Origin of the sequence: Galactobacter caseinivorans, assembly GCF_003640665.1 — a bacterium.
Classification (GTDB): Bacteria; Actinomycetota; Actinomycetes; order Actinomycetales; family Micrococcaceae; genus Galactobacter; species Galactobacter caseinivorans.
Map to the genome: position 1 here is coordinate 217,124 of NZ_QQXL01000004.1, position 21,045 is coordinate 238,168.

The window sequence follows — 21,045 nt, forward strand, 5'->3', positions numbered from 1 at the left end:
TGCGCGCCCGGCCGTGGGCGCTAGCCTGGCCAGATGACGAGCACTCCTAGCACCACCCCCGGACCGGCCGCCGACGCGCAGATTCCCGCCTATCTGCAGGCGCTGGGCCTTCCCGGCCTGGCGGATGTGCACGTGCATTTCATGCCGCACAACGTGCAATGCAAGGTGTGGGACTACTTCGACACGGTCCAGGATCACGGCCACGCGCCCTGGCCCATTACTTATCGCGGCGACGAGGCGCAGCGTGTGCGAACCCTGGAGGCGCTGGGCGTGCGGGCCTACCCCACGCTCAATTACGCGCACCGGCCGGGGATGGCGGCGTGGCTGAATGAGTACTCGGCCCGGTTCGCGGCGCAGCATCGATCGGCAGTGCATTCGGGCACCTTCTTCCCGGAGCCGAGCGCCGCGGCGGACGTGCAGGCTGCCCTCGCGGCGGGCGCCCGCATCTTCAAGATCCACATCCAGGTGGGCGCGTTTGCGCCGGATGATCCGCTGCTCGACGACGCGTGGGGGCTCCTCGAAGCGGCGCAGGTACCGGTGGTGATCCACGCCGGATCCGGCCCGCACGGGGGAGAGTTCACGGGGCCGGCTCCGGTGGCGCGGCTGCTGGAGCGGCACCCGGCGCTGGTGCTGGTGATTGCGCACGCTGGCATGCCGGAGTACGCGGAGTTTACCGATCTGGCCGCGCGGTTCCCGGGCGTGCACCTGGACACCACCATGGTGGGCACCGACTACGCAGAGGCCATCGCGCCGGTCCCGGCGCAGGTGCTGCGCCGCTGGGGTGCCATGGCGCGCCGGCTGGTCCTTGGCAGCGATTTCCCCACCATCCCGCACTCGTACGCGCACCAGCTCCGCGTCCTGGCCGGCTGGGATGTGGGCGATGACTGGATGCGACAGGTGCTGTGGCACAACGGGGCGCGGCTGATGGGGCTGACGCCCGCGCAAGGTGTCGGGGCCCAGGACTAGCGTGGGAGGCATGGAGTTGCGAACTCAAAACATGATCCTGGCGCCCGTGACGGAGGCGGACCTGGAGGAAATCCACGCGCTGTATTCGGATGAGCGCGTGTGGAGGCACCTGCCGAGCGGCCGCTTCACACAGTTGAGCCGCACCAAGGAGTGGCTAGAGGCCAAACTGGCCGGGTGGGAGCGCAACGGGCTGGGTTCGTGGACGGCGCGTGAGCCGAACGGCGGCGCGTTGTTGGGCTCCGGGGGCTGCGATCTGCGCGGCACGCACGCTTCTTTCTGGAACCTCGGATACCGCTTTGCCCCGGAAGCGCAGGGGCGCGGGCTGGCCACGGAGCTGTCCAGGGCGGCGGTGCAGCAGGCGGCCCGCGTGAATCCAGACGTGCCCGTGGTCGCCTATTTGTTGGAACACAACGCGGCATCAGAGGCCGTGGCCCGCAAGGTGGGACTCACCCTGCAACACCGCGGCCCGGATGCGGGCAATCCCGACGCGGACGCCGTCCGGCTCATCTACGCCAACCGGGCGCTCAGCGAGCCGGAGTTGGCGGCGACCATGGAGTAATTTCCGCGGTCGAGGCCCGCTCAGTGCGCGCCGACTGTCTCCACGATGGCCAGCACAATGAACCCCAGGCCAAGCAGGATGAAGACCACGCCGGCCACCGCGTCCAGGGCATGGGTCCAGCGCGCCACCAGCCCGCGCAGGCGCGGGTGCCCCACCACCAGCGCTATGACGGAGAACCACGCCACGGTGGTGAACACCAGCATCGCCAGCAGCACCAGCGTCTGCCACAGCGGGCGTTGATCGGCGATGAACGGTGCAAAAACCGCGGAAACGTAGATCACAAACTTGGGGTTGGCGAGGTTTGTATACAGGCCCCGACGGTAGGCCACGGCCAGGCCAAGGCGCCCCGAGGCGTCGTCGGTCCCTTCCTCTGGCACCGCCACGCGCCGCCGCCGCCACCCCTGCAGGGTGCGCGCGCCCATCCAGATCAGGACCAAGCCGCCCACCACCTGCATCACCACGGTGATGGCGGGGAACGCTGCCATCAGCGCCGCCAGGCCCGTGAACGCCACGATCAGCCAAACCAGCACGCCGCTGGCCACGCCGCAGGCGGCCGCGATGCCCTCGCGGCGGGACGCGGCCAGCGAGCGGTGGATCACGAAGAAGAGATCTGGGCCCGGGGAGGTCATGCCAATGACCCACGCGAGAATCAGGGGGAGCAGGGCGGGCCAGAAGCCGGCGTCCATGAGGGGGTCCTTTGGGTTCGGGGGGATGGCCGCGAGGGCCGCAGAACATCTTAGCCGCCGGGTGTCCGCCGCCCCACGCCCTAGACTGCAATGGTGTCTGTCCCCTCATCACCCCAGCATCTGAATAGCCCTTTCTCCCGACCGTTATTACTCACAACGATCGGCTCGTTTTCCCTGATCTTTTTGGCCGCTTTTGAGGCCCTTGCCGTCGCGACGATCATGCCGGTGGTGGCCAAGGACTTGGACGGACATCACCTCTACGCCATTGCGCTGGCCGCGCCGCTCGCCACCGGAATCGTGGGCATGGTGGGCGCCGGAGGCTGGGCGGACCGGCGCGGGCCCAAGGGCCCGTTCTGGGTCGGCGGGATCCTTTTTGCGCTGGGCCTGGTGGTCTGCGGCCTCTCCCTGGACATGTATACCTTCACCGGTGGCCGGATTCTTCAGGGCCTGGGAGCAGGCGCCATCAACGTCACCATCTACGTCCTGGTGGCCCGGCTATACCCCCCGCACCTGCACGCGCGCATCTTTGGACTGTTCGCCGCCGGATGGGTGCTTCCCTCACTCATTGGCCCGTTCCTTGCTGGGGCCGTGGCCACGCTGTGGTCCTGGCACTGGGTCTTCCTGGGAGTGGTGGTGCTGGTGGCCCTGGCCGCCTTCGTCATGATTCCCTCCCTGCGCCGGCTGCCAGCGCAAGAACCACTCACCGAAGAGTCGCGGGCGAGCATGCGCCCGCTGGGCCCGGACCTGGTCCGCGCCGTGCTGATTGCCTCCGCCGTGCTGGTGATTGGCTTTGTTGGCAAGACGCCGGGCTGGGGCGTGCCCATCCTGATCATCCTGGTGGCCGCCGTGCTGACACTGATCTACCCGCTGCTGCCCCAAGGAGCCTTCCGCCTGAAGGTGGGACTGCCCGGCGCCGTAGTGCTGCGCGGCATGATCGCGGCCGCGTTCTTTGGTGCGGAGGCGTTCCTTCCGCTGCTGCTGAACGAGGTCTACGGCCTGGACATCGCCCTCTCCGGCCTGGCACTCACGGCGGCGGCCCTGACCTGGGCGCTGGCCTCCTGGATCCAGGGCAGGTTCCTGGAGCGGTGGCCGGACAGGTCGCTGCTGATGATGGCCGTGTCCATCGTCTTCTTCTCGCTGGCCGGCGTGGCCGTGAGCACGGGGCTACTTTGGCCGGTCTGGGCGCTCGTCGCCTTCTGGGGCGTGGGCGGCCTGGGCATGGGCCTGGCCTATCCGCGCCTGTCCACCATGGTGATTCGCCTCTCCGAACCCAGTCGGCAGGGCTTTAACTCGGCGGCCCTGAACATGGCGGACTCCACGGGCGCCGCCATGGGCCTCGCCGCACTCGGCATGCTGCAGCGCGGCTCCGAGCTGGGCCCGCTGGTCCTCATCCTCTCCCTGTCCGCGGCGCTGGGCGGCCTGGCGGTCCTGGCCTCCCGGCGCACGGGGCCGCTGCACACCCCCGGCCCGACGGCGCTTGGCGGGGTGTGAGCGGACGCGCGGCTTAAGCGGCGTCCGCTGACCCGGCCACACGCCGTCGGGCATCAAAGCAGGAGGGGCGGCACCCGGGAAACCCGGGTGCCGCCCCTCCTGCCGGGCAGTGAGGCTCAGCTGACCCACTCGATGGCATCGAGCGCCGCGTAGACGCCGCCCAGCGGGGCCGCCTGTTCAAAGGGGTGCTTGGCCAAGCGCACCTCAACCTCGCGGCCCACCGCGATCCGGATGGCACGGGTCATGGGTCCGGTCAGGATCTCTGGCAGGGCAAGCATCTGCCCGCCGATCAGCACCACCTCGGGATCAATGGCCCGCGTCAGGAACGCGATGCGGGGGGCCAGGCCCTCCGCGTAGCGCGTGAGCAGGTCGATGTACTCCTGGTCACCGCTTTGGGCCGCCGCGACCAGGGCGGACATGCGCTGAATCTGGTGACCCTCGTAGAGCCCGTTCCGCAGCGCCATCCAATCGCTGGAGTGGCCCTCGCGTCCCTTGCGAGCCCGGGGCCGGACCCCGGCCAGGCCGCGTGCGCCGCGCACCAACTGCCCGTCCACCACCAGCGTGGCGGAGGGCTTGTCCAGGAAGTGGATGTGCAGGGCTGAGTTCACGCCCTGCAGCGCTCCGGACTTGAGCTCCGCGGCGGTGGTCGTCTCCACATCGTGGCCAAGGGAGATCACCGCATCCGGGAACGCCTCCTCCAATTGCGGGCGCAGATCAAGGCCAATCCAGGTCGGGGCAAAGGCGGAATCGGTGAGCACGCCGGCCTCATTGATGGCGCCGGGAAGGGCAACGCCAACGCCGAGGACGGGGACGTCCATCTGCACCTTGGCCATCACCTCATCCGCCAGCTCGCACAGCACCGGAACCACCGCATTCTGATCGGTGATGTTCTCCTCTTGGCGCGAGGCGGTCGCCAACGGCTCCCCGGCCAAGTCGGAAGCAACTACCAGGAAGATGGTGTTGCCGCTGTCATAGGACAACACCACGCCGCGCCTGCGATTAAAGGTAAAGCGGCGGGCGGGGCGGCCGGTCTCGCCGGGCGTGCCGGCCACGGAGATGACCCAGCCGTTGCCCGCCAGGTCATCCAGAACGCGCGCCACCGTGGGGCGGGAGAGTCCCGTGCCCAGGGCCAGCTCGCGGACGGTGAACCACCGGCGGGACTCGGCCCGGAGCACATCCAGGATGGTCTCCGCATTGAAGCGTCGCAGAGTAGTGACGTCTGAGGTATCGATCAGGCTCATGGTGGGTCCTCTCACGCTGACCAGTCGATGGACTCGAGGACGCGGTGTATACCGCCATAGGCGGCAGCGCGTAGCGAGTCCATTTGCTCGCGGCGCAGCGTGATGGCACCACCAGAGAATTCCTGCAGGGCCGCCTCAATGGGCTGGTAGAACTGGTCGGAGCGGGAGAGGCTGCCGCCCAACACCACCACATCCGGGTCCCACACGGACGCAAGGTCAACGATGCCGGGGGACACCCCGTGCGCCAGGACGGAGATGGCCTCACGCGGCGCGGTCTTGCCCAACTCCGCCTCGCTGACCAGGAAGGACGTGGGCTTGGTCAGGCCGGGTGCCACCTTCTCCATCGCGGCGTCCAGCTGATCCTGCCAGCGATACTCCTCCAACGAGCCAATCTCACCGGCCAACTGCCGAAAGCCACGGTGGACCTTGCCGTTGATCGTGAGTGCCACGGTCGTGAACGTCCCGGTATAGACGTACATGCCCTGCTGGGCATCCCGCAGCGCACCCAAACGCAGCTCCGCCTCCGCCATGATGAACAGGTCGTTGTTCATCACCAGCGGGCGCCCGGGGTAGGCCGCCCGCAGCCTGGCACCGAAGTCGGCACGCACCCATTCCGGCACCGTCCGCGAGTGCAGCACCACGCCGCTCTCAGACAGCGCCACCGGGGCAGCAAAGCACACCCCCAAAACCTCCGGGGCGTCGTCGAGCGTGTCCAAGACCGTGCTCACCGCGTCCAGCGCATGCGAGATGGCAAAGTTCGGGTCCCGCATGTCCAGGCCAAACTCGTCGCTGATGGCCAGCTCATTGCCCACCAGGTCAGAGACCAGCACGATGCAACCTTGGCGGCCAATGTCGATACTGACAATCAGGCCGCGGTTGCGGTCAAAGCTGAAGCGGCGAGCCGGGCGGCCGGTGGCCCCGGGCACGCCCTCCGCGATCAGGGCCCATCCGGAGGACGCAAAATCCTCTAGCAGGCGCCCCACCGTGGGGCGCGACAGGCCGGTGCTGACCGCCATCTCATGCACGGTGAACTTCCGATACGGCTCGCCGCGTAGAACGTCCAACACCTTGGTGGCGTTCAAGCGTCGAAGGGACGCGACGGCACTTCCGTCGATCTGCGACACGGGGTCTCCTTGGGGGGTTATGTGGGACATCAGGCGCCCCACTCAACTGCAGCCAGCGCGGCGGCGAGTCCCCCAAGGACCGGCGCGTCGACATGGTCAACCCGGGCACACACCATCCGAGGCGGTGGTGCACCGAGCTTCAGTTCCAGAGCTTCCCCCAACGGCTCCAGTACAAGGTGTCCCGCGGGGGCAAGGCATCCGCCAAGCACCAGCACCGCGGGATCAAAACTGCGGACCAGGACCTCCACCCCGGAGGTCAGGTCCTGCGTGTAACTGCGCAGGGCAGCGATGGCGTCCGGGCGTTCCTGCAGGCCCCAAGAGACCAACTCGTCCAGATTGTGGGCCCCGGTGCGCTGCAGTACAGCGTCAGTAGCGTGGCGCCAATCCACCCCGTGCAGACCGCCAATCGCGCCGGCCGCGCCGCCAGCCCCCAGGTACGGGACCTGGTTCACGAGCGGCGCCACGCCCGTGATGTCTCCGGCCAACACGAACACGCCGTCCTCGTAACGGCGCAGCTCGCCGTGCTCCAGTTCGGCGCGCAAGGCGGCCGTGGGGGCGCTGTCGAAACGGACCGTGGGGCCGGAAATGGCCCGCCGCAAGCGATCCGCCAGCTCCTGAGTGGCCCAGGACGGCGAATCGCTTTGGGGGTGAATGACGCCCTGGCGATCCACTGTCGCAGGGACGCTGACGGAGACCGCCAGGAGCTGCTCCCACTCGCCGTCCGGCCCCCGCAGCTCTTTCAGTAGTTGGCGCAGTGAGCCTGCCACCAGGTCAGACATTTCGGTAGCGGAGTCCGGGAAGCCATGCGGCGCGTAGGAGCGCTGCAACACCTCACCGGAGAGGTCTGCGATGGCCACCAGCACGTTATTGGCACCCACATCCACGGCGGCGACGAGCGCGTGGTGGCGGTTCAAGCGGAAGGTGCGGGCGGGCCTGCCGGCGGATCCGGTGTGGGCCAGCTGCAACTCAGCCCAGCCGCTCTCGGCAAGTTCCGTCAGCAACCGCGCGGCAGTGGGGCGCGAGAGGCCAAGCGGCTCAGCGACGTCCGCAGCCGTTTGGAAATCATCCGGGGCGCGGCGAAGGCGCTGCAGGGCCCCCGCGCGGTTGACGTGTCGCAGGGAGGACACGTCACTCCCGATGATGTGCGACACAGCGCGCCTCCAACCAAAAGTAATTGACTCTTCATCTTACTTTCGAAAGGCGACAACTCAAATACCGAGACTACTGAGGAGCCGCGTACTACGGGACGCTGAGGGGCCCTATGGACTGACCGCACGCCGGCGAGGTTGCCGCACGCTGGCGCGGGCGTAGCCTCAATGCAACGGCGCAGGTGGCCGGGTTTGAACCCCCAATGCAGACCCAAAAATCGAGTGAGGACGGCATGACGCAGGATCAGTGGCGCGAGGGATATTCGGTACTTTCAGACGGCGAGGACGCCGCTCAATGGGTGCCAGCGCAGCAGAATGAGGCCGACGCTTGGGTAGTACTGAGTGCCGATCCGCAGGCGGTGAGCCGGGTGGGGGCACTGCCCTCCGAGGGAGTACTGGCCCAAGCGCCGCTGGGCGACTATGACGTGATTGAGCTGTCCGTCTTTGACCACCCGGTGGCGCGGGTGCGCTGGACGGCGATGCTCGACGGCGAAGGGCTGGCTCAGGCGGGCGCGCTGAGTCTCGTGGAGCGCGTGGGCCAGGGCGGCTTGCCGGATTCCGCGGTGGTGCCCGTGCTCGTGGAGGCCGCGCTGGATGAGGCGTGGCAGGGAGGCGCCGAGGTGGTCACCACCCTGGTCCCCGCTGCGCAGGCCCCGATGTACGTGGACGCCGGGTGGGTGGTGGCGGAGGCCGTACGCAGGGAGTCCTGACGGGGTGGTTCGTGGCGTTCTTGTGTCGGGAAGCGGGCTTATCGACGAGGAGCGGGCTTGAAGGGTGCTTCGGGGCGATAGGCCCGCTTGAGCAGGGGAGCCGAACCTTGTGCGCCGGAGATCGTGGCACCAAGAATGGTGGGCCCGGATTCGCTGTGGCGAGTCCGGGCCCTTGTCGTATGCGTCGGGGAAGCGGGCTTATCGACGAGGAGCGGGCTTGAAGGGTGCTTCGGGGCGATAGGCCTGCTTGGGTTCGGGCCGCGGGGTTCCTGACGGGGTGGTTCGCGGCGTTCTTGTGTCGGGCTCGTGGGGGAAGCGGGCTTATCGACGAGGAGCGGGCTTGAAGGGCGCTTCGGGGCGATAGGCCTGCTTGGGTTCGGGCCGCGTGGCCCGCGTTCCTAGCCGCGGACCGCCCGCATCAGGCCGTCCACCATCCGGTTCAAACCCGAGGGGCGGCGCAGCCGGGAGCCGCCGGGGAAGTCCGGATCGCACCCGCCGGCGGGGAAGTCCGGCCAATCGCGTTCCTGGCCCGGCGTCACGGGATGGGCGTGGGAGGGCAGTGACGCAGTGCTGGCACGCGGGTCCGTGGCCCGGAGTGCCTGCGGCGTGGTGGTGTGCGGTGGGTTCTTCTCGACAGTCATGATGCACCTCTTTCCGCTATATGGAATCTGTTAATCGTATCGTGGAACGAGTCTGACAGTCACGCCCCCTCGTGACAAGGGGGCGGCGCCACAAAGTTCTTGCGGCAAAGCCTTGACAGGATGCATGTGACTTGGATTACATAGGTGAAGCACGAACGAAATCTTCTTTCCGCCATACGAAACATCGAGTCAAACCAGGAGCCTGCTCCCGGGGGTAAGGGTGTTCAGCCGGTGGCGGCCACACCAGTGGAAAGCGCTGATCACCCATGGACTTGTCGCTGTTCAACACCCTGCCCGCGGACCTCGCAGCGGCCGCGGTACGCCCCGCCGTCGACGTGGACCGCTGGGTGGACGCCATCGTGGCCGGCCGCCCCTACGCGGATCGCGACGCCCTCCTGGCGACGGCCCGCCAGCAGCCGGCCTTCACCCCCTCAGAGCTCGACGCCGCTTTGGCGCACCACCCGCGCATCGGCGAGCGACCCGAGGGGAACTCAGCCGAAGCGGAACTGAGCCGCACCGAGCAGGCGAGCATCGGCGTCGGGCAGGAGACTGAAACCGCGCGCCGCCTCGCGGCAGGCAACGCCGACTACGAGCAGCGATTCCAGCGCGTTTTCCTGATCCGCGCCGCAGGGCGCAGCGCGGAAGACATCCTGGCCCAGCTAGAGCGTCGCCTGACGCAGGACCGCGCCGCCGAGGCAGCGGAAGCCGCCGAGCAACTGGCACAGATCGCGCTGTTGCGCCTCGAGGGGATCGTGACTCCCGCCGCCGGCGGTCGCAGCCACATCACCACCCACATCCTGGACACCGGGACCGGGAGGCCTGCCTCCGGTGTCAAGGCCACGCTGGAATCCCCCACGGATTCCGGGTGGCAAGAGATTGGCCAGGGCATGACCGACTCCGACGGTCGGATCAACAACCTGGGCCCGGCCGAGGTGGGGGAGGGGCGCTATCGCATCACTTTTGAGACGGGCGCCTACTTCGGAGCGAAGGGTACGGAAACCTTCTTCCCCGCTGTGACGCTCGACTTTGTTGTGGCGGACACCTCGGCGCACTACCACGTGCCTCTCCTGCTCAGTCCTTTTGCCTACTCGACGTACCGAGGGAGTTAGTCATGACCGCCACAGCAAGCACCGCCACTGGCACCGCCACCCGCGCCAGCACCAAGATCGTTCTGGGTCAGAACCAGTACGGCAAAGCCGAGGTCCGGGTCGTGAAGATCACGCGAGACACGGACCGCCACCAGATCCAGGACTTGAACGTCTCCTCGCAGCTGCACGGTGATTTCACCGAGGCGCACCGCAACGGCGACAACGCCCTGGTGGTCCCCACCGACACGCAAAAGAACACGGTCTACGGCTTTGCGCGTGACGGGTTCACGTCCGTGGAGGCCTTCCTGCTGCGCATGGGCCGGCACTTCACCACCGAGTTTGAGTGGATCACCGGCGGCCGCTGGGAAGCGGAACAGTATTTCTGGGACCGCATCCAGGACCACGATCACGCCTTCAGCCGCAACAAGTCTGAGGTGCGCACCGCGGTGCTGGAGGTCAAGGACGGCGTCTCCACGTTGGTCGCCGGCCTTGAAGGGCTCACCGTGCTGAAGTCCACCGGCTCCGAATTTCACGGCTTCCCGGTTGATCGCTACACCACGCTGAAAGAGACCAGCGACCGGATCCTGGCCACGGACGTGACGGCGCGCTGGCGCTATTCCGACGCCGCAGTGGCACAGGGAATCGACTTTGAGGCCGCCTACGCGGACGTGCGTGAGCGCCTCTTGAGGGCCTTTGCGAACACCCACTCGCTGGCCTTGCAGCAGACCATGTTTGCCATGGGAGAGGAGGTGCTCGCCGCGCATCCGGAGATCGAAGAGATCAAGATGTCGCTGCCCAACAAGCACCACTTCCTGGTTGACCTGAGCCCCTTTGGCCAGGACAACCCGAACGAGGTCTTCTTCGCGGCCGACCGGCCGTACGGGCTCATCGAAGCCACCATTCAGCGCGAGGACACGCAGCCCCATCAGATCTGGGAGAACATCCCGGGCTTCTGCTGACCCGCATCTTTCTGGGTGGGCCGCTGCGCTCTGCGTCGCGGCCCACCCGGCACGGCCGAACGAAGGAGTTCGCGTGAAGCACCCCAAGCACCCCAAAAATACCTCCGCCGCGGTGGACCTTTCCGAGCACCCGGAGGATGAGCGACTGCCGCTGGGACGCACCCTAGCGTTTGGTTTGCAGCACGTGCTCACCATGTACGGCGGCATCATTGCGCCGCCGCTGATCATTGGGCAGGCCGCGGGCCTCTCCACCGATGAGATTGGCCTTCTGGTTGCGTGTTGCCTCTTTATTGGCGGGCTCGCCACCATCTTGCAGTCGTGGGGAATCCCTTTCTTTGGGTCCAAGCTCCCGCTGGTGCAGGGCACCTCCTTCGCGTCGGTGTCCACGATGGGCGCCATCGTGTCCGGCGCGCCGGATCACGTGCACGGCCTGCAATCGGTCTTCGGCTCCGTGATTGTTGCCGCCCTCATTGGCCTGCTGATTGCACCGTTCTTTGCCAAGGTCATTCGCTTCTTCCCGCCCGTGGTCACGGGTGTGGTGATCACCATGATTGGTGTTTCACTCACGCCGGTCGCGGCCAACTGGGCCATGGGCGGCAACGCCAAGGCGGAGAACTACGGGTCGCTGCAAAACATTGGGCTCGCCGCCCTCGTCTTCGCGTTGACCATCGTCTTCTCCAAGCTGGGCAACGCGGCCATCTCGCGCCTGTCCATCCTGCTCGCCATGGTCGTGGGCACGCTCATCGCCATCCCGCTTGGCATGGCGGACTTCTCCAAGGTGGGCGTGGGCCACATCTTCGCCTTCCCGCAGCCGCTGGCGTTTGGCATGCCCATCTTTGAGTTCGGCGCCATTCTGTCCATGACGATCGTGGTGATCGTGATCCTCACGGAGACGACGGCGGACATCCTGGCGGTCGGCGAGATCACGGGGGCCAAGGTGGACTCCAAGCGCATCGCCAATGGGCTGCGCGCGGATATGGTCTCCACCCTGGTGGCACCGTTCTTCAACACCTTCACGCAGTCCGCGTTTGCTCAGAACGTGGGCCTGGTCGCCATCACCGGCGTCAAGTCCCGCTTTGTGGTCACCGCCGGCGGTTTCATCCTGGTGGTGCTTGGCCTGCTCCCGGTCCTGGGCCGCGTGATTGCCGCGGTGCCGACTCCGGTGCTTGGCGGCGCGGGAATCGTGCTTTTCGGCACGGTCGCCGCCTCCGGCATTCGCACGCTCTCCAAGGTCAATTACGACGGCGGGTACAACCTGATCATCGTCGGCGCCTCCGTGGCGTTTGGCGGCATCCCGATCGTCGCGCCGACCTTCTACGATCACTTCCCGACCTGGGTGTCCACGATCCTGCATTCAGGCATCAGCTCGGCCGCGATCATGGCGGTGCTGCTCAACATCGTGTTCAACGAGATCAAGGGCGGCAACTCCACCAAGGGTTCCGTCTTTGTCGCGGCGCCCCCACGCATGGTCCGGGAGGACGAGTTGGACAACCTGGAGGATGGCGACAGCTACGTGGGCGGCAAGCTCATTGACGCCGAGGGCAACGAGGTCCCCGTCGTCACCGCGACGCAGCAAAAGGTGGCCCTCACCGCGGTGGTCAAGGAGCACGAGAAGCAGAACGCGCCCGTGCCAGAGTCCGTGACGCCGGCCTTGCGGCGCATCGAGGCGCACGAGCGCACCAATCCGCCCGGCGGCCACTGACGTCACCGGCGGGCGGCAGTGCCCGACGCCGCGTGGTGGAGTCCCAGCGCCGGGTCGGCTTCCGACTCGGTCCGGGGCGCGTGCCACCTCATACGACATATGCCGTCTTCCACGACGGCATATGTCGTATGAGGTGGCATTCGGCGTAGGCGCAGGTGCCCGACGCCGCGTGGCCGGCTCCCAGCGCCGGAACCCCCGCCTACCTCGCGTACCCCCGCCTACCTCGCGTTCAGCGCCAGCGAAATCTCGCGGGCCGCGCGCTGCAGGGCGGGGACGGCGCGTTCGGCAAAGGCGTCGTCCACGCGGGAGGTGGGCCCGGAGACGGAAACGGCCAGCGGCGTGGAGGAGTCCGGGACCACCACCGCGTAGCAGCGCACCCCCAGTTCCTGCTCCTGCTCATCGACGGCGTAGCCGCGCAGGCGGGAGGCGGCCAGGTCATCCAGGAGTGCCTGCGAAGAGGTGAGCGAGTGGATGGTGCGCGCATCCATCCCGGAGCGCTGCACCAGGCCAAGCGCGGTCTCGTCCGGCAGGGTCGCGAGGATTGCCTTGCCCACGCCGGAGTAATGCAGCTTCACGCGCTGGCCCACCTCGGTGAACATGCGCATGGCGTGCGGGGAGGGCACCTGGCCCACGTAGGTGACCCGGTCGTCGTCGAGCACTGCGAGGTTTGAGGTCTCTCCCAGCTCCTCCACGAGGCGGCGCATGGCCGGCTTGGCCATGGCGCCGAGCTGGCGATTGGCCACCTCTCCCAGGTGGATGAGGCGCGGCCCAAGGGCGTAGCTGCGATCCGGCAGCTGGCGCACGTGGCCCATGGTCACGAGCGTGCGCAGCAGTCGGTGGATGGTGGGCAGGGGGAGGGGTGTGCGCTGGGAGAGTTCGCTCAGCGTGAGCTCCCCGCCGGCTGCCGCGATGGTCTCGAGGAGCGCGAACGCGCGCTCAACCGACTGGACGCCGCCGGAGCGCGCCCCGGTCTCCGGGATGGCCTGTGTCATGCGGAAAGCCTATCGCCACGCGGTGTCAGTTTTCCGCATTCTGGATAACAACCCCCATAACGGCCTGGATATGTGGCACGTGATCTGGTTCACTGGGACACAGATACCGCAAGGTAGAAGCTAACTTCCACATCATGGAAACACGAGGAGACTCACATGGCTGTTCCCAGCCCCGGATACTCGATGACGCTGCGGGTAGAAACCCCCGCTTCGTTCTCTGCCACGAGCGAGATTGCCACGGCGATCAGCGCCGCCGGCGCCGCGGTCACGGCCCTGGACGTCGCCGAGTCCAACCACTCAACCATGGTCGTGGACGTGACCTTTGACGCGACCGACGCCGACCACGGCCAACGCGTGCAACTCGCCGTGGACGCCCTGGAGTCCATCACCGTGCGCAAGGCCTCGGACCGCACCTTCCTGATGCACCTGGGCGGCAAGCTGGAGGTCGTCCCCAAGGTGCCCCTGCGCAACCGTGACGACCTCTCCCGTGCCTACACCCCCGGCGTCGCCCGGGTATGCATGGCCATCCACGAGAACCCGGCGGACGCCCGGAACCTGACCATCAAGCGCAACACGGTCGCGGTCGTCACCGACGGCACCGCGGTGCTTGGCCTGGGGGATATCGGCCCGGCCGCAGCCCTGCCCGTGATGGAGGGCAAAGCCGCGCTGTTTAAGCAGTTCGCGGACGTGGACGCCTGGCCGGTCTGCCTGGATACCAAGGACACAGATGAGATTGTGGCGATTGTGAAGGCCCTGGCCCCCGTCTACGGCGGCGTGAATCTGGAGGACATCGCGGCGCCGCGCTGCTTCGAGATTGAGGCGCGCCTGCGAGAGGAGCTGGACATCCCGGTCTTTCACGACGACCAGCACGGCACCGCGATCGTCACCCTCGCGGCCCTGCGCAACGCCCTGCGCGTGGTCGGCAAGAACATGGAGGACGTGCGGATTGTGGTCTCCGGGGTCGGCGCGGCCGGCCACGCCATCATCCAGCTCCTGTTGGGTTCCGGCGCCAAGCACATCGTCGCGGCGGGCCGCTCAGGCGCCATCCACCGCGGCGAAAACTACGTGGATGAGCACCGCTCCTGGATTGCGCAGCACACCAATCCGGAGGACTTCTCTGGCACGCTGCACCAGGCGTTGGTTGGCGCGGACGTCTTCATCGGCGTCTCTGCCCCCGGCCTGTTGCAGGAGGAGCACGTGGCCTCGATGAACACGGACGCCATCGTTTTCGCCATGGCTAACCCGGACCCGGAGGTGGACCCGGCCGCGGCAGCCAAGCACGCTGCCGTTGTGGCCACCGGCCGCTCTGACTACCCCAACCAGATCAATAACGTCCTGGCGTTCCCGGGCTTCTTCCGGGGCCTGCTGGACGCCAACGTCTCTGACATCACCACGGAGATGCTGGTGGCGGCGGCGGATGCCATTGCCCACCGGGTCTCCCCGGATGAGCTCCACTCGGGTTTTATTGTCCCGAGTGTCTTTGACGCGCAGGTAGCACCCGACGTCGCGGCGGCAGTTGTCGCGGCGGTTGCCCGCTAGTCACGATTCAACGCTTCAGGACGTCACGACCCGCCAGCCAGTAGGAGGCCAGCATGAGCATCACCTTGACCCGTACCTCGCAGCACCCGCGTTCCGCGGAGATCCTCTCCGATGAGGCCCTCGCCTTCATCGAGGAGCTGCACCACCGTTTTGCCGGCCGTCGCGACGAGTTGGTCGCGGCACGTGAGGATCGCCGCAAGGAGGCCAGCGCCACCGGCACCCTGACCTTCCCGCCGGAGACCGCGCAGGTCAGGGACGGCGACTGGCAGGTGGCTCCGGCCCCCGCCGCCCTGCAGGATCGGCGCGTGGAGATCACCGGCCCCGCGTCCCCGGCCAAGATGGCCATCAATGCCCTCAACTCCGGCGCCAAGGTGTGGCTGGCTGACCTGGAGGATGCCTCCACCCCCACGTGGGAAAACGTGCTCGACGCCGTGGCGAACCTCAGCGACGCCGCTCACGGCACGCTGGCCTTCACCTCCGCGGAGGGCAAGGAATACAGCGTGCGCCAGGACGGCAAGACGGCCGTGGTGGTGGTGCGGCCGCGCGGTTGGCACCTTCCGGAGGAGCATGTTCTGGTGGACGGCGCGGAGGCAGTGGGCGCGCTCGTTGACTTTGGTCTGCACTTCTTCCACAACGCGGCTGCGCTGACGGCTTCTGGCCAGGGCCCGTTTTACTACCTGCCCAAGATGGAGCACTACCTGGAAGCGCGCCTCTGGAATGAGGTCTTCACCTTTGCGCAGGAGTACGTGGGCATTCCCCACGGCACGGTGCGCGCCACCATGCTGATTGAGACCATCCCGGCTGCCTTCCAGATGGAGGAGTTCCTCTACGAGTTGCGAGATCACGCCTCTGGCCTGAACGCCGGGCGCTGGGATTACCTCTTCTCCATCGTGAAGACCTTCCGTGATTCCACAGCGGGGGACTTTGTGCTCCCCGATCGCGGCGCGGTCTCCATGACCGCCCCCTTCATGCGCGCCTACACGGAGCTGCTCGTGAAGAGCTGCCACCGCCGTGGCGCCTTCGCGATGGGTGGCATGGCCGCCGTCATCCCCGACCGCAAGCACCCTGACGTGACGGCCGCTGCCTTTGCCAAGGTGACAGATGACAAGACCCGTGAGGCCAATGATGGCTTTGACGGCTCCTGGGTAGCCCACCCGGACCTGGTGCCGGTCTGCCAGGAGGTCTTTGACTCGGTGCTTGGCTCCAAGCCCAACCAGGTGGACCGCCTCCGCGAGGAAGTCCAGGTCTCCCCCGAGCAGCTCCTGGACGTGGCCTCTGCCGACGGCGGCGTGACGGAGTCCGGCCTGCGCATGAACCTCTACGTGGCCGTGGCGTACACCGCCGTGTGGCTCTCCGGAAACGGGGCCGTGGCGATCCACAACCTGATGGAGGACGCGGCCACCGCGGAGATCTCTCGCACCCAGATTTGGCAGCAGGTGAATCAGGCCGTGGCGGCCAGGGACACCGGCAACGTGATCACAGCGGAGCTGGTCCAGTCCGTGCTGGCGGAGGAGGTGGAGCGCCTGCGCGGTGAGGTGAATGACCCGGAGCGTTTTGCCCGCTTCTACGAGCCTGCCGCCGCCCTGATTGGCCGCCTGGTCTCTGGCCGGGCAGAGGACTACGAGGACTTCCTGACCCTGTCCGCGTACCGGCTGCTTGACCAGGTGAACTCGCTTGGGCAGGCCAGCCCGGGGGCACACACCGCATGAGCACCTTTCCCCCTCAGGCCCACCACGGCATCTTGAACGACGCCGACTTTGACCGTGCAGATGCGGCGCTGGCCGGGACCGACGCGATCCTGGCCAACGACTATCCCGGAGATCGCGACGTGCGCCAGCCGGTGCACACCGTGTACGTCGGGATGGATCGCTACACCCCCGAGCTCCCGGAGCAGTGGGGCCAGCAGGCCCTGGCCGCCGCCGGGCAGCACGGCGGGGTGGCCGGCGTGGCGGAACTGGTGGGCCTGGGCGGGGACGGAGCCCTGGTGGCGGCCGTGCAGGCCAAGCTGGAGACGGAGCCCATCGAGGACCTGCGCCTTGATGCCGAGGACGGCTACGGCCATCACCCCGAGCGGGAGGACAGGGACGCGGTCATCACCGCGACCCGCCTGGCGGAGGCCATGCAGCGCGGCCTCGACCCGGCCTTTGTTGGCACCCGCTTCAAGTGCCTTGAGGCCCCCACCCGGCGCCGCGGGCTGCGTACCCTTGACCTCTTTGTCACCACGCTGATGGACCGCGCCGGCCGCCTGCCGGACGGCCTGGTCATCACGCTTCCCAAGGTCAGCACGCTGGATCAGGTGCGGGTCATGGTGGAGGTGTGCCGGCGGCTGGAGCAGGCGCTTGGCCTGCCGGAGCGGCGGTTGGGCTTTGAGGTGCAGGCAGAGACGCCGCAGATCATCCTTGGCCAGGACGGCACGGTGACGGCCGCGCGCCTGCTGGGGGTGGGCGATCACCGCATCACCTCCCTGCATTACGGCACCTACGACTATTCGGCCTCCCTGGGGATCGACGCCGCCTATCAGTCCATGGAGCACCCCGTCGCGGATGCCGCCAAGGACCTGCTGCAGCTGGCCGTGGCCGGCACCGGCGTGCACCTCTCGGACGGTTCCACCAACATCCTGCCGGTCGGCGAGCAGGCGCCGGCGGCCTGGCAACTGCACGCCCGCCTGGTGCGGCGTCACCTTGAGCGCGGCATCAAGCAGGGCTGGGACCTGCACCCCGCCCAGCTCATCACGCGCTACCTGGCCACCTACGCGTACTTCCGCGACGGCTACGTGGCCGCGGCGGGACGCCTGGCCAACTACATCAACGGCGTGGAGGGGGCCATCATGGATGAGCCGGCCACAGCGCGTGCCCTGGCCGGCTTCCTACACCGCGGCCTGGTCTGTGGCGCGATCAGCGCCCAGGAACTGTGGGCGGCCGCCGGGATGGGCCCGGAGCTGGTGGCGGCGCACGCGCGGCCGCCGCGCCGCGACGCCTGACGCATCGCCCTCTGACGCATCGCCGACTGACGCAACCAAGCGTCGTCGGGCATCATCACCCAGAAGAACGCAAACACCCGAGTACCGATCACGAGGAATGACATGAGCGAGCCCACCACCGCAGCGCCAAGCGCGCAGGCCCCTTACTACGCGCCGCACGGTGGGCACCCGCCGCAGACCGAGCTGCTCACGGACCGCGCCATCGTCACGGAGGCGTACACGGTCATTCCGCGGGGGGTCATGCGGGACATCGTCACGTCGGTGTTCCCGGAGTGGAGCCGCACGCGCGCGTGGGTGCTGAACCGGCCGGTGGCCGGCGGTGCCACGACCTTTGCGCAGCACATCCTGGAGGTCTCGCCGGGCGGCGGCGCCCAGAAGCCGGAGCCGCAGGCGGAGGTGGCCGGGTTCCTCTTCGTGATGGAGGGCCAGCTCAGCATCACGCATGAGGGGCAACGGCACGAACTCACACCCGGCGGCTTCGCGTTCCTGCCTGCCGGGTCGGCATGGTCCGCCCAGAACGACGGCGCGGAGGCGGCTCGCTTTCACTGGTTCCGTAAGCGCGCGGAGCCCTTGGAGGGGCACCCGGCGCGCTTTGCGGTTGGCAATGAGCACGACGTGGAGCCCGGGTCCATGCCAGGGACCGACGGTCGCTGGCGCACCACTCGCATGCTGGACCCCAACGATCTGGGCTACGACTTTGGCGTGAACATCGTGACCTTTGAGCCCGGTGCATCCATCCCGTTCGCGGAGACGCACATCATGGAACACGGCCTCTACGTGCTCCAGGGCAAGGGCGTGTACCGGCTCAACGCCGACTGGGTTGAGGTGCAAGAGGGGGACTACATGTCCCTGCGCGCCTTCTGCCCGCAGGCCTGTTACGCCGGTGGGCCCGGGCCGTTCCGGTACCTCTTGTATAAGGATCAGAACCGCCAAGTGGTGCTGTGAGGCAGTGGGAGTCCGGGTGGGGGAGGGCCGTCCATGCGCTGTTCACTTGCGTGGTGTGTGCTCCGTGCAGAGACTGACATTCTGCGCGGGCTAAGGCCGGCGTAGCCGCATGAGCCCCTTGGCTCTTCGGCCTTGCGAAGCGATGGAGCCACCACCCATGAGATTGCACCCGCGTGCAGCGGCCGGCCTAGGTGCCGCCGCCGTCCTGAGCCTTGCCCTGCTGAGTGGGTGCACCGCCGCCGGATCCGGTACTTCCACCAGCGCCGCCTCCGGCAGCCAGTCCGCGGGTGGCGCGTCTGCGGGTGGCCCGTCGGCAAGTGGCCCGTCTGCGGGTGGCCCGTCCGCGGGCGCGGCCACGCCGGTGAGCAAGACTCACCAGCCGGTCAAGGGGCTGACATGGCCCGGCGGCAAGCCGGTGGAGGCCAGAGAGATACGTCTGGACAAGGACGCAGTGGGCCAGAGCCCCGTGTCGCAGACCGTGCGCTTTGATACCGCGGAGGCGGCGCCCAAGTCCCTGTCACTGGGGCCGTGGGCACTCACCAAGGACGGCATGGTGGGAGTGCTGCAGCCCAAGCGGAACTACAACAAGCTGACGGAAACCACGCAGCGTCAATTTCAGCTCGTCTCGGTGGGAAAGACCACCGCCGCACCCCTGGCCACGTCGCGCGGGATCCTGCCGCAGGACGGGCCTCGCCAACTCCTGGGCCTGGACATCAACGAGGACTACGTGGTGTGGATGGAGGCTCCCGGCAACAACATCTTGGAGACCACCTGGCGCCTGTTCTCCAAGGACCTGAAGACAGGCAAGGTGCGCCTGCTGGCGCGCGCGGAGGATTTTGGTGGGAGCACGGACAAGCCCTTTGAGGGCGTCACTGGCGCGTCCGCACCAGTGATGGTGGGGGATTCGGTGGTGTGGAGCAGCCCCATCGTCGAGGGCGGATCTGCTTCTGCGACGCCGGCCATCGGGCTGCTGAAGGTCAAGCTCTCCGGGGGCAAGCCCCAGCGGATCGGGAGCAACGTGGGGCGCTCCTTCGCCGGGCCCCACGGGCTGATTTCCGAGCGGCAGACCGCGAAGAAGGAGCCAGGCGGCCTGACCCTGATGAAAACCACCGGGGTGGTGAGTGGCGACTTGGACGGAAAGTCCACGGCTGTCCTGGAGATTGACCCAACGCTTGACGCGTTCGTGGTGGCCGCGCAGGGGACCACGCTGATGCTGTCAGTGAAGGGCTCGCTCGTGATCGTGGATACCCAGAGCAAGCAGGCCTTCACGGTTCCCGTCCCGGCCAAGACCAAGCTGGGTCAGGGCCCGGCCATCTGCGGGCAGCTGGTGACGTGGTCCGTGGATGATCGCGCCAAGCAGCGGCCGCAGTACTTCTTTGACTTGAAGAAGGCCACCCTGTCTGGCTTCACCTTCCCGGGGAAGACCAAGAACGTGGGGGAGGCGTATTGCAACCAGGACGTCTTCGCCGCCACGGTCCGTGAGCCGGGAGACCCAGACTCCCGCCGGCGGGTTCAGGCCTTTGAGTGGGAGAGCGGCCAGCCCGTGACTCGCTTGGGCCGCGGCGGCGCGTAGGTCCGCACTTTGGAGGTGGTGAGTCCCAGGCGCACCAGCGACTCCGCCACCGTCACGGCGGCCCGGACGCCGTCCACAATGGGCACACCCGTGGCTTCTCGGACTCGCTCCTCCAGCTCCGCCATCCCCCCGCAACCCAGCACAATCACCTCGGCTTTGTCCTGCTCGACGGCGATCCGGGACTGCTCCACGATGGCCGCCACCGCGCGGTCGGGGTCTTCCTCCAACTCCAGCACGCCCAGTCCGGACGCACGCACGGAGGCGCAGCGATCCAGGAGTCCGGAGAGCTTGAGGCGGTCCTCGATCAGCGGCACGGTCCGGTCAAGGGTGGTCACCACCGAATATTTGTGGCCAAGAAATTGCGCCGTGGACGCCGCGGCGTCGGTGATGTCCACGACCGGCACGTCCAGGAGTTCTTGGAGTCCCTCGCGACCGTGTTCGCCGTAGCCGGCCTGGATGACCGCGTCGTAGGGCCCCTCGTAGCGCATCACCTTGTCCATCACGGCGACGGCCGCCAGGTAGGACTCAAAGTTGCCCTCGCAGGAGTCGGCGCCCAGGTCCGGGGTGAGTTCGATGATCTCCGTCCCTGGAGCGGCCACCTCTCTGGCGGAAGCCCCGATCGCGGCGGTCATGGAATCGGTGGTGTTCACGTTCACAACAAGGATGCGCAACTCGGGGCTCCTGAGTTTGAGGGCGGGGAT

At 67.6% G+C, this 21,045-nt stretch carries 19 protein-coding genes and 1 pseudogene; 13 read left to right on the plus strand and 7 right to left on the minus strand.

The features are described from left to right. The first annotated feature begins 33 nt into the window (after positions 1 to 33). Both DWQ67_RS08295 and DWQ67_RS08300 read left to right on the plus strand, forming a co-directional pair. Positions 34 to 966: an amidohydrolase family protein gene (locus DWQ67_RS08295; RefSeq protein WP_121485118.1), complete on the plus strand. Its 933-nt coding sequence runs from the start codon at positions 34 to 36 to the stop codon at positions 964 to 966. Positions 967 to 976: 10 nt separating this feature from the next. Beyond that, positions 977 to 1,525, plus strand: coding sequence for a GNAT family N-acetyltransferase (locus DWQ67_RS08300; RefSeq protein ID WP_121485215.1), 549 nt, complete (start codon positions 977 to 979; stop codon positions 1,523 to 1,525). A gap of 20 nt (positions 1,526 to 1,545) precedes the next feature. On the opposite strand, the gene DWQ67_RS08305 is transcribed toward DWQ67_RS08300, so the two are convergent. Continuing rightward, positions 1,546 to 2,211: a LysE family transporter gene (locus DWQ67_RS08305; protein WP_121485119.1), complete on the minus strand. Its 666-nt coding sequence runs from the start codon at positions 2,209 to 2,211 to the stop codon at positions 1,546 to 1,548. 183 nt (positions 2,212 to 2,394) lie between these two features. On the opposite strand from DWQ67_RS08305, the gene DWQ67_RS08310 reads away from it, so the two are divergent. Next, complete coding sequence (locus tag DWQ67_RS08310; RefSeq protein ID WP_158595404.1) at positions 2,395 to 3,702, plus strand: MFS transporter; 1,308 nt, start codon at positions 2,395 to 2,397, stop codon at positions 3,700 to 3,702. Positions 3,703 to 3,818: 116 nt separating this feature from the next. Here the strand turns inward: DWQ67_RS08310 and DWQ67_RS08315 are convergent, their stop codons facing one another. The 3 genes from DWQ67_RS08315 to DWQ67_RS08325 are packed head-to-tail and all read right to left on the minus strand — an operon-like array spanning position 3,819 to position 7,218. After that, a complete protein-coding gene (locus DWQ67_RS08315; RefSeq protein WP_121485121.1) occupies positions 3,819 to 4,943 on the minus strand; it encodes an ROK family transcriptional regulator in 1,125 nt (374 codons plus the stop codon). 11 nt (positions 4,944 to 4,954) lie between these two features. After that, on the minus strand, positions 4,955 to 6,067 hold the full coding sequence (locus tag DWQ67_RS08320; protein WP_158595405.1) for an ROK family protein: 1,113 nt from the start codon (positions 6,065 to 6,067) through the stop codon (positions 4,955 to 4,957). Positions 6,068 to 6,096: 29 nt separating this feature from the next. Next, positions 6,097 to 7,218, minus strand: a complete 1,122-nt coding sequence (locus DWQ67_RS08325) for an ROK family transcriptional regulator (protein ID WP_121485123.1) — start codon at positions 7,216 to 7,218, stop codon at positions 6,097 to 6,099. A gap of 230 nt (positions 7,219 to 7,448) precedes the next feature. Here DWQ67_RS08325 and DWQ67_RS08330 point away from each other — a divergent pair, with 230 nt between their 5' ends. Beyond that, positions 7,449 to 7,925 carry a hypothetical protein gene (locus DWQ67_RS08330; RefSeq protein ID WP_121485124.1) on the plus strand — a complete coding sequence of 159 codons (477 nt, stop codon included), beginning with the start codon at positions 7,449 to 7,451 and terminating at the stop codon, positions 7,923 to 7,925. Positions 7,926 to 8,323: 398 nt separating this feature from the next. Here DWQ67_RS08330 and DWQ67_RS08335 read toward each other — a convergent pair whose 3' ends face one another. Further along, positions 8,324 to 8,566: a hypothetical protein gene (locus tag DWQ67_RS08335; protein WP_121485125.1), complete on the minus strand. Its 243-nt coding sequence runs from the start codon at positions 8,564 to 8,566 to the stop codon at positions 8,324 to 8,326. Positions 8,567 to 8,832: 266 nt separating this feature from the next. Between DWQ67_RS08335 and uraD the strand changes: the two are divergent. The 4 genes and pseudogenes from uraD to DWQ67_RS08350 all read left to right on the plus strand — a co-directional run. Beyond that, positions 8,833 to 9,318, plus strand: a pseudogene (gene uraD, locus DWQ67_RS14045) (2-oxo-4-hydroxy-4-carboxy-5-ureidoimidazoline decarboxylase); the annotation flags it as partial. Continuing rightward, complete coding sequence (uraH, locus tag DWQ67_RS14050) at positions 9,319 to 9,675, plus strand: hydroxyisourate hydrolase (protein ID WP_233556005.1); 357 nt, start codon at positions 9,319 to 9,321, stop codon at positions 9,673 to 9,675. A gap of 2 nt (positions 9,676 to 9,677) precedes the next feature. Continuing rightward, positions 9,678 to 10,613, plus strand: coding sequence for a factor-independent urate hydroxylase (gene pucL / locus DWQ67_RS08345; RefSeq protein ID WP_121485127.1), 936 nt, complete (start codon positions 9,678 to 9,680; stop codon positions 10,611 to 10,613). Positions 10,614 to 10,686: 73 nt separating this feature from the next. Further along, positions 10,687 to 12,315 (plus strand): nucleobase:cation symporter-2 family protein, encoded by a 1,629-nt coding sequence (locus tag DWQ67_RS08350; RefSeq protein ID WP_158595406.1) that lies wholly within the window; start codon positions 10,687 to 10,689, stop codon positions 12,313 to 12,315. Positions 12,316 to 12,533: 218 nt separating this feature from the next. Here the strand turns inward: DWQ67_RS08350 and DWQ67_RS08355 are convergent, their stop codons facing one another. Continuing rightward, the gene (locus tag DWQ67_RS08355) at positions 12,534 to 13,307 is read right to left on the minus strand and encodes an IclR family transcriptional regulator (protein WP_121485128.1); all 774 of its coding nucleotides are present in this window, start codon (positions 13,305 to 13,307) and stop codon (positions 12,534 to 12,536) included. Positions 13,308 to 13,463: 156 nt separating this feature from the next. Here DWQ67_RS08355 and DWQ67_RS08360 point away from each other — a divergent pair, with 156 nt between their 5' ends. The 5 genes from DWQ67_RS08360 (at position 13,464) to DWQ67_RS08385 (ending at position 20,344) form a co-directional block, all read left to right on the plus strand. Then, positions 13,464 to 14,846 (plus strand): NAD(P)-dependent malic enzyme, encoded by a 1,383-nt coding sequence (locus DWQ67_RS08360; protein ID WP_121485129.1) that lies wholly within the window; start codon positions 13,464 to 13,466, stop codon positions 14,844 to 14,846. Positions 14,847 to 14,899: 53 nt separating this feature from the next. After that, positions 14,900 to 16,555, plus strand: coding sequence for a malate synthase A (aceB, locus tag DWQ67_RS08365; RefSeq protein ID WP_121485130.1), 1,656 nt, complete (start codon positions 14,900 to 14,902; stop codon positions 16,553 to 16,555). Further along, positions 16,552 to 17,826, plus strand: a complete 1,275-nt coding sequence (locus DWQ67_RS08370) for a DUF6986 family protein (protein WP_233555993.1) — start codon at positions 16,552 to 16,554, stop codon at positions 17,824 to 17,826. Before aceB ends, DWQ67_RS08370 begins: the two co-directional genes overlap by 4 nt. 102 nt (positions 17,827 to 17,928) lie before the next feature. Then, complete coding sequence (locus tag DWQ67_RS08375) at positions 17,929 to 18,771, plus strand: bifunctional allantoicase/(S)-ureidoglycine aminohydrolase (protein WP_121485131.1); 843 nt, start codon at positions 17,929 to 17,931, stop codon at positions 18,769 to 18,771. 157 nt (positions 18,772 to 18,928) lie between these two features. Then, entirely contained in the window at positions 18,929 to 20,344 is a 1,416-nt protein-coding gene (locus DWQ67_RS08385) for a hypothetical protein (RefSeq protein WP_158595407.1), read from the plus strand. Here the strand turns inward: DWQ67_RS08385 and DWQ67_RS08390 are convergent. Beyond that, positions 20,284 to 21,015, minus strand: coding sequence for an aspartate/glutamate racemase family protein (locus DWQ67_RS08390; protein ID WP_121485218.1), 732 nt, complete (start codon positions 21,013 to 21,015; stop codon positions 20,284 to 20,286). The genes DWQ67_RS08385 and DWQ67_RS08390 overlap by 61 nt on opposite strands. Positions 21,016 to 21,045 lie beyond the last annotated feature (30 nt).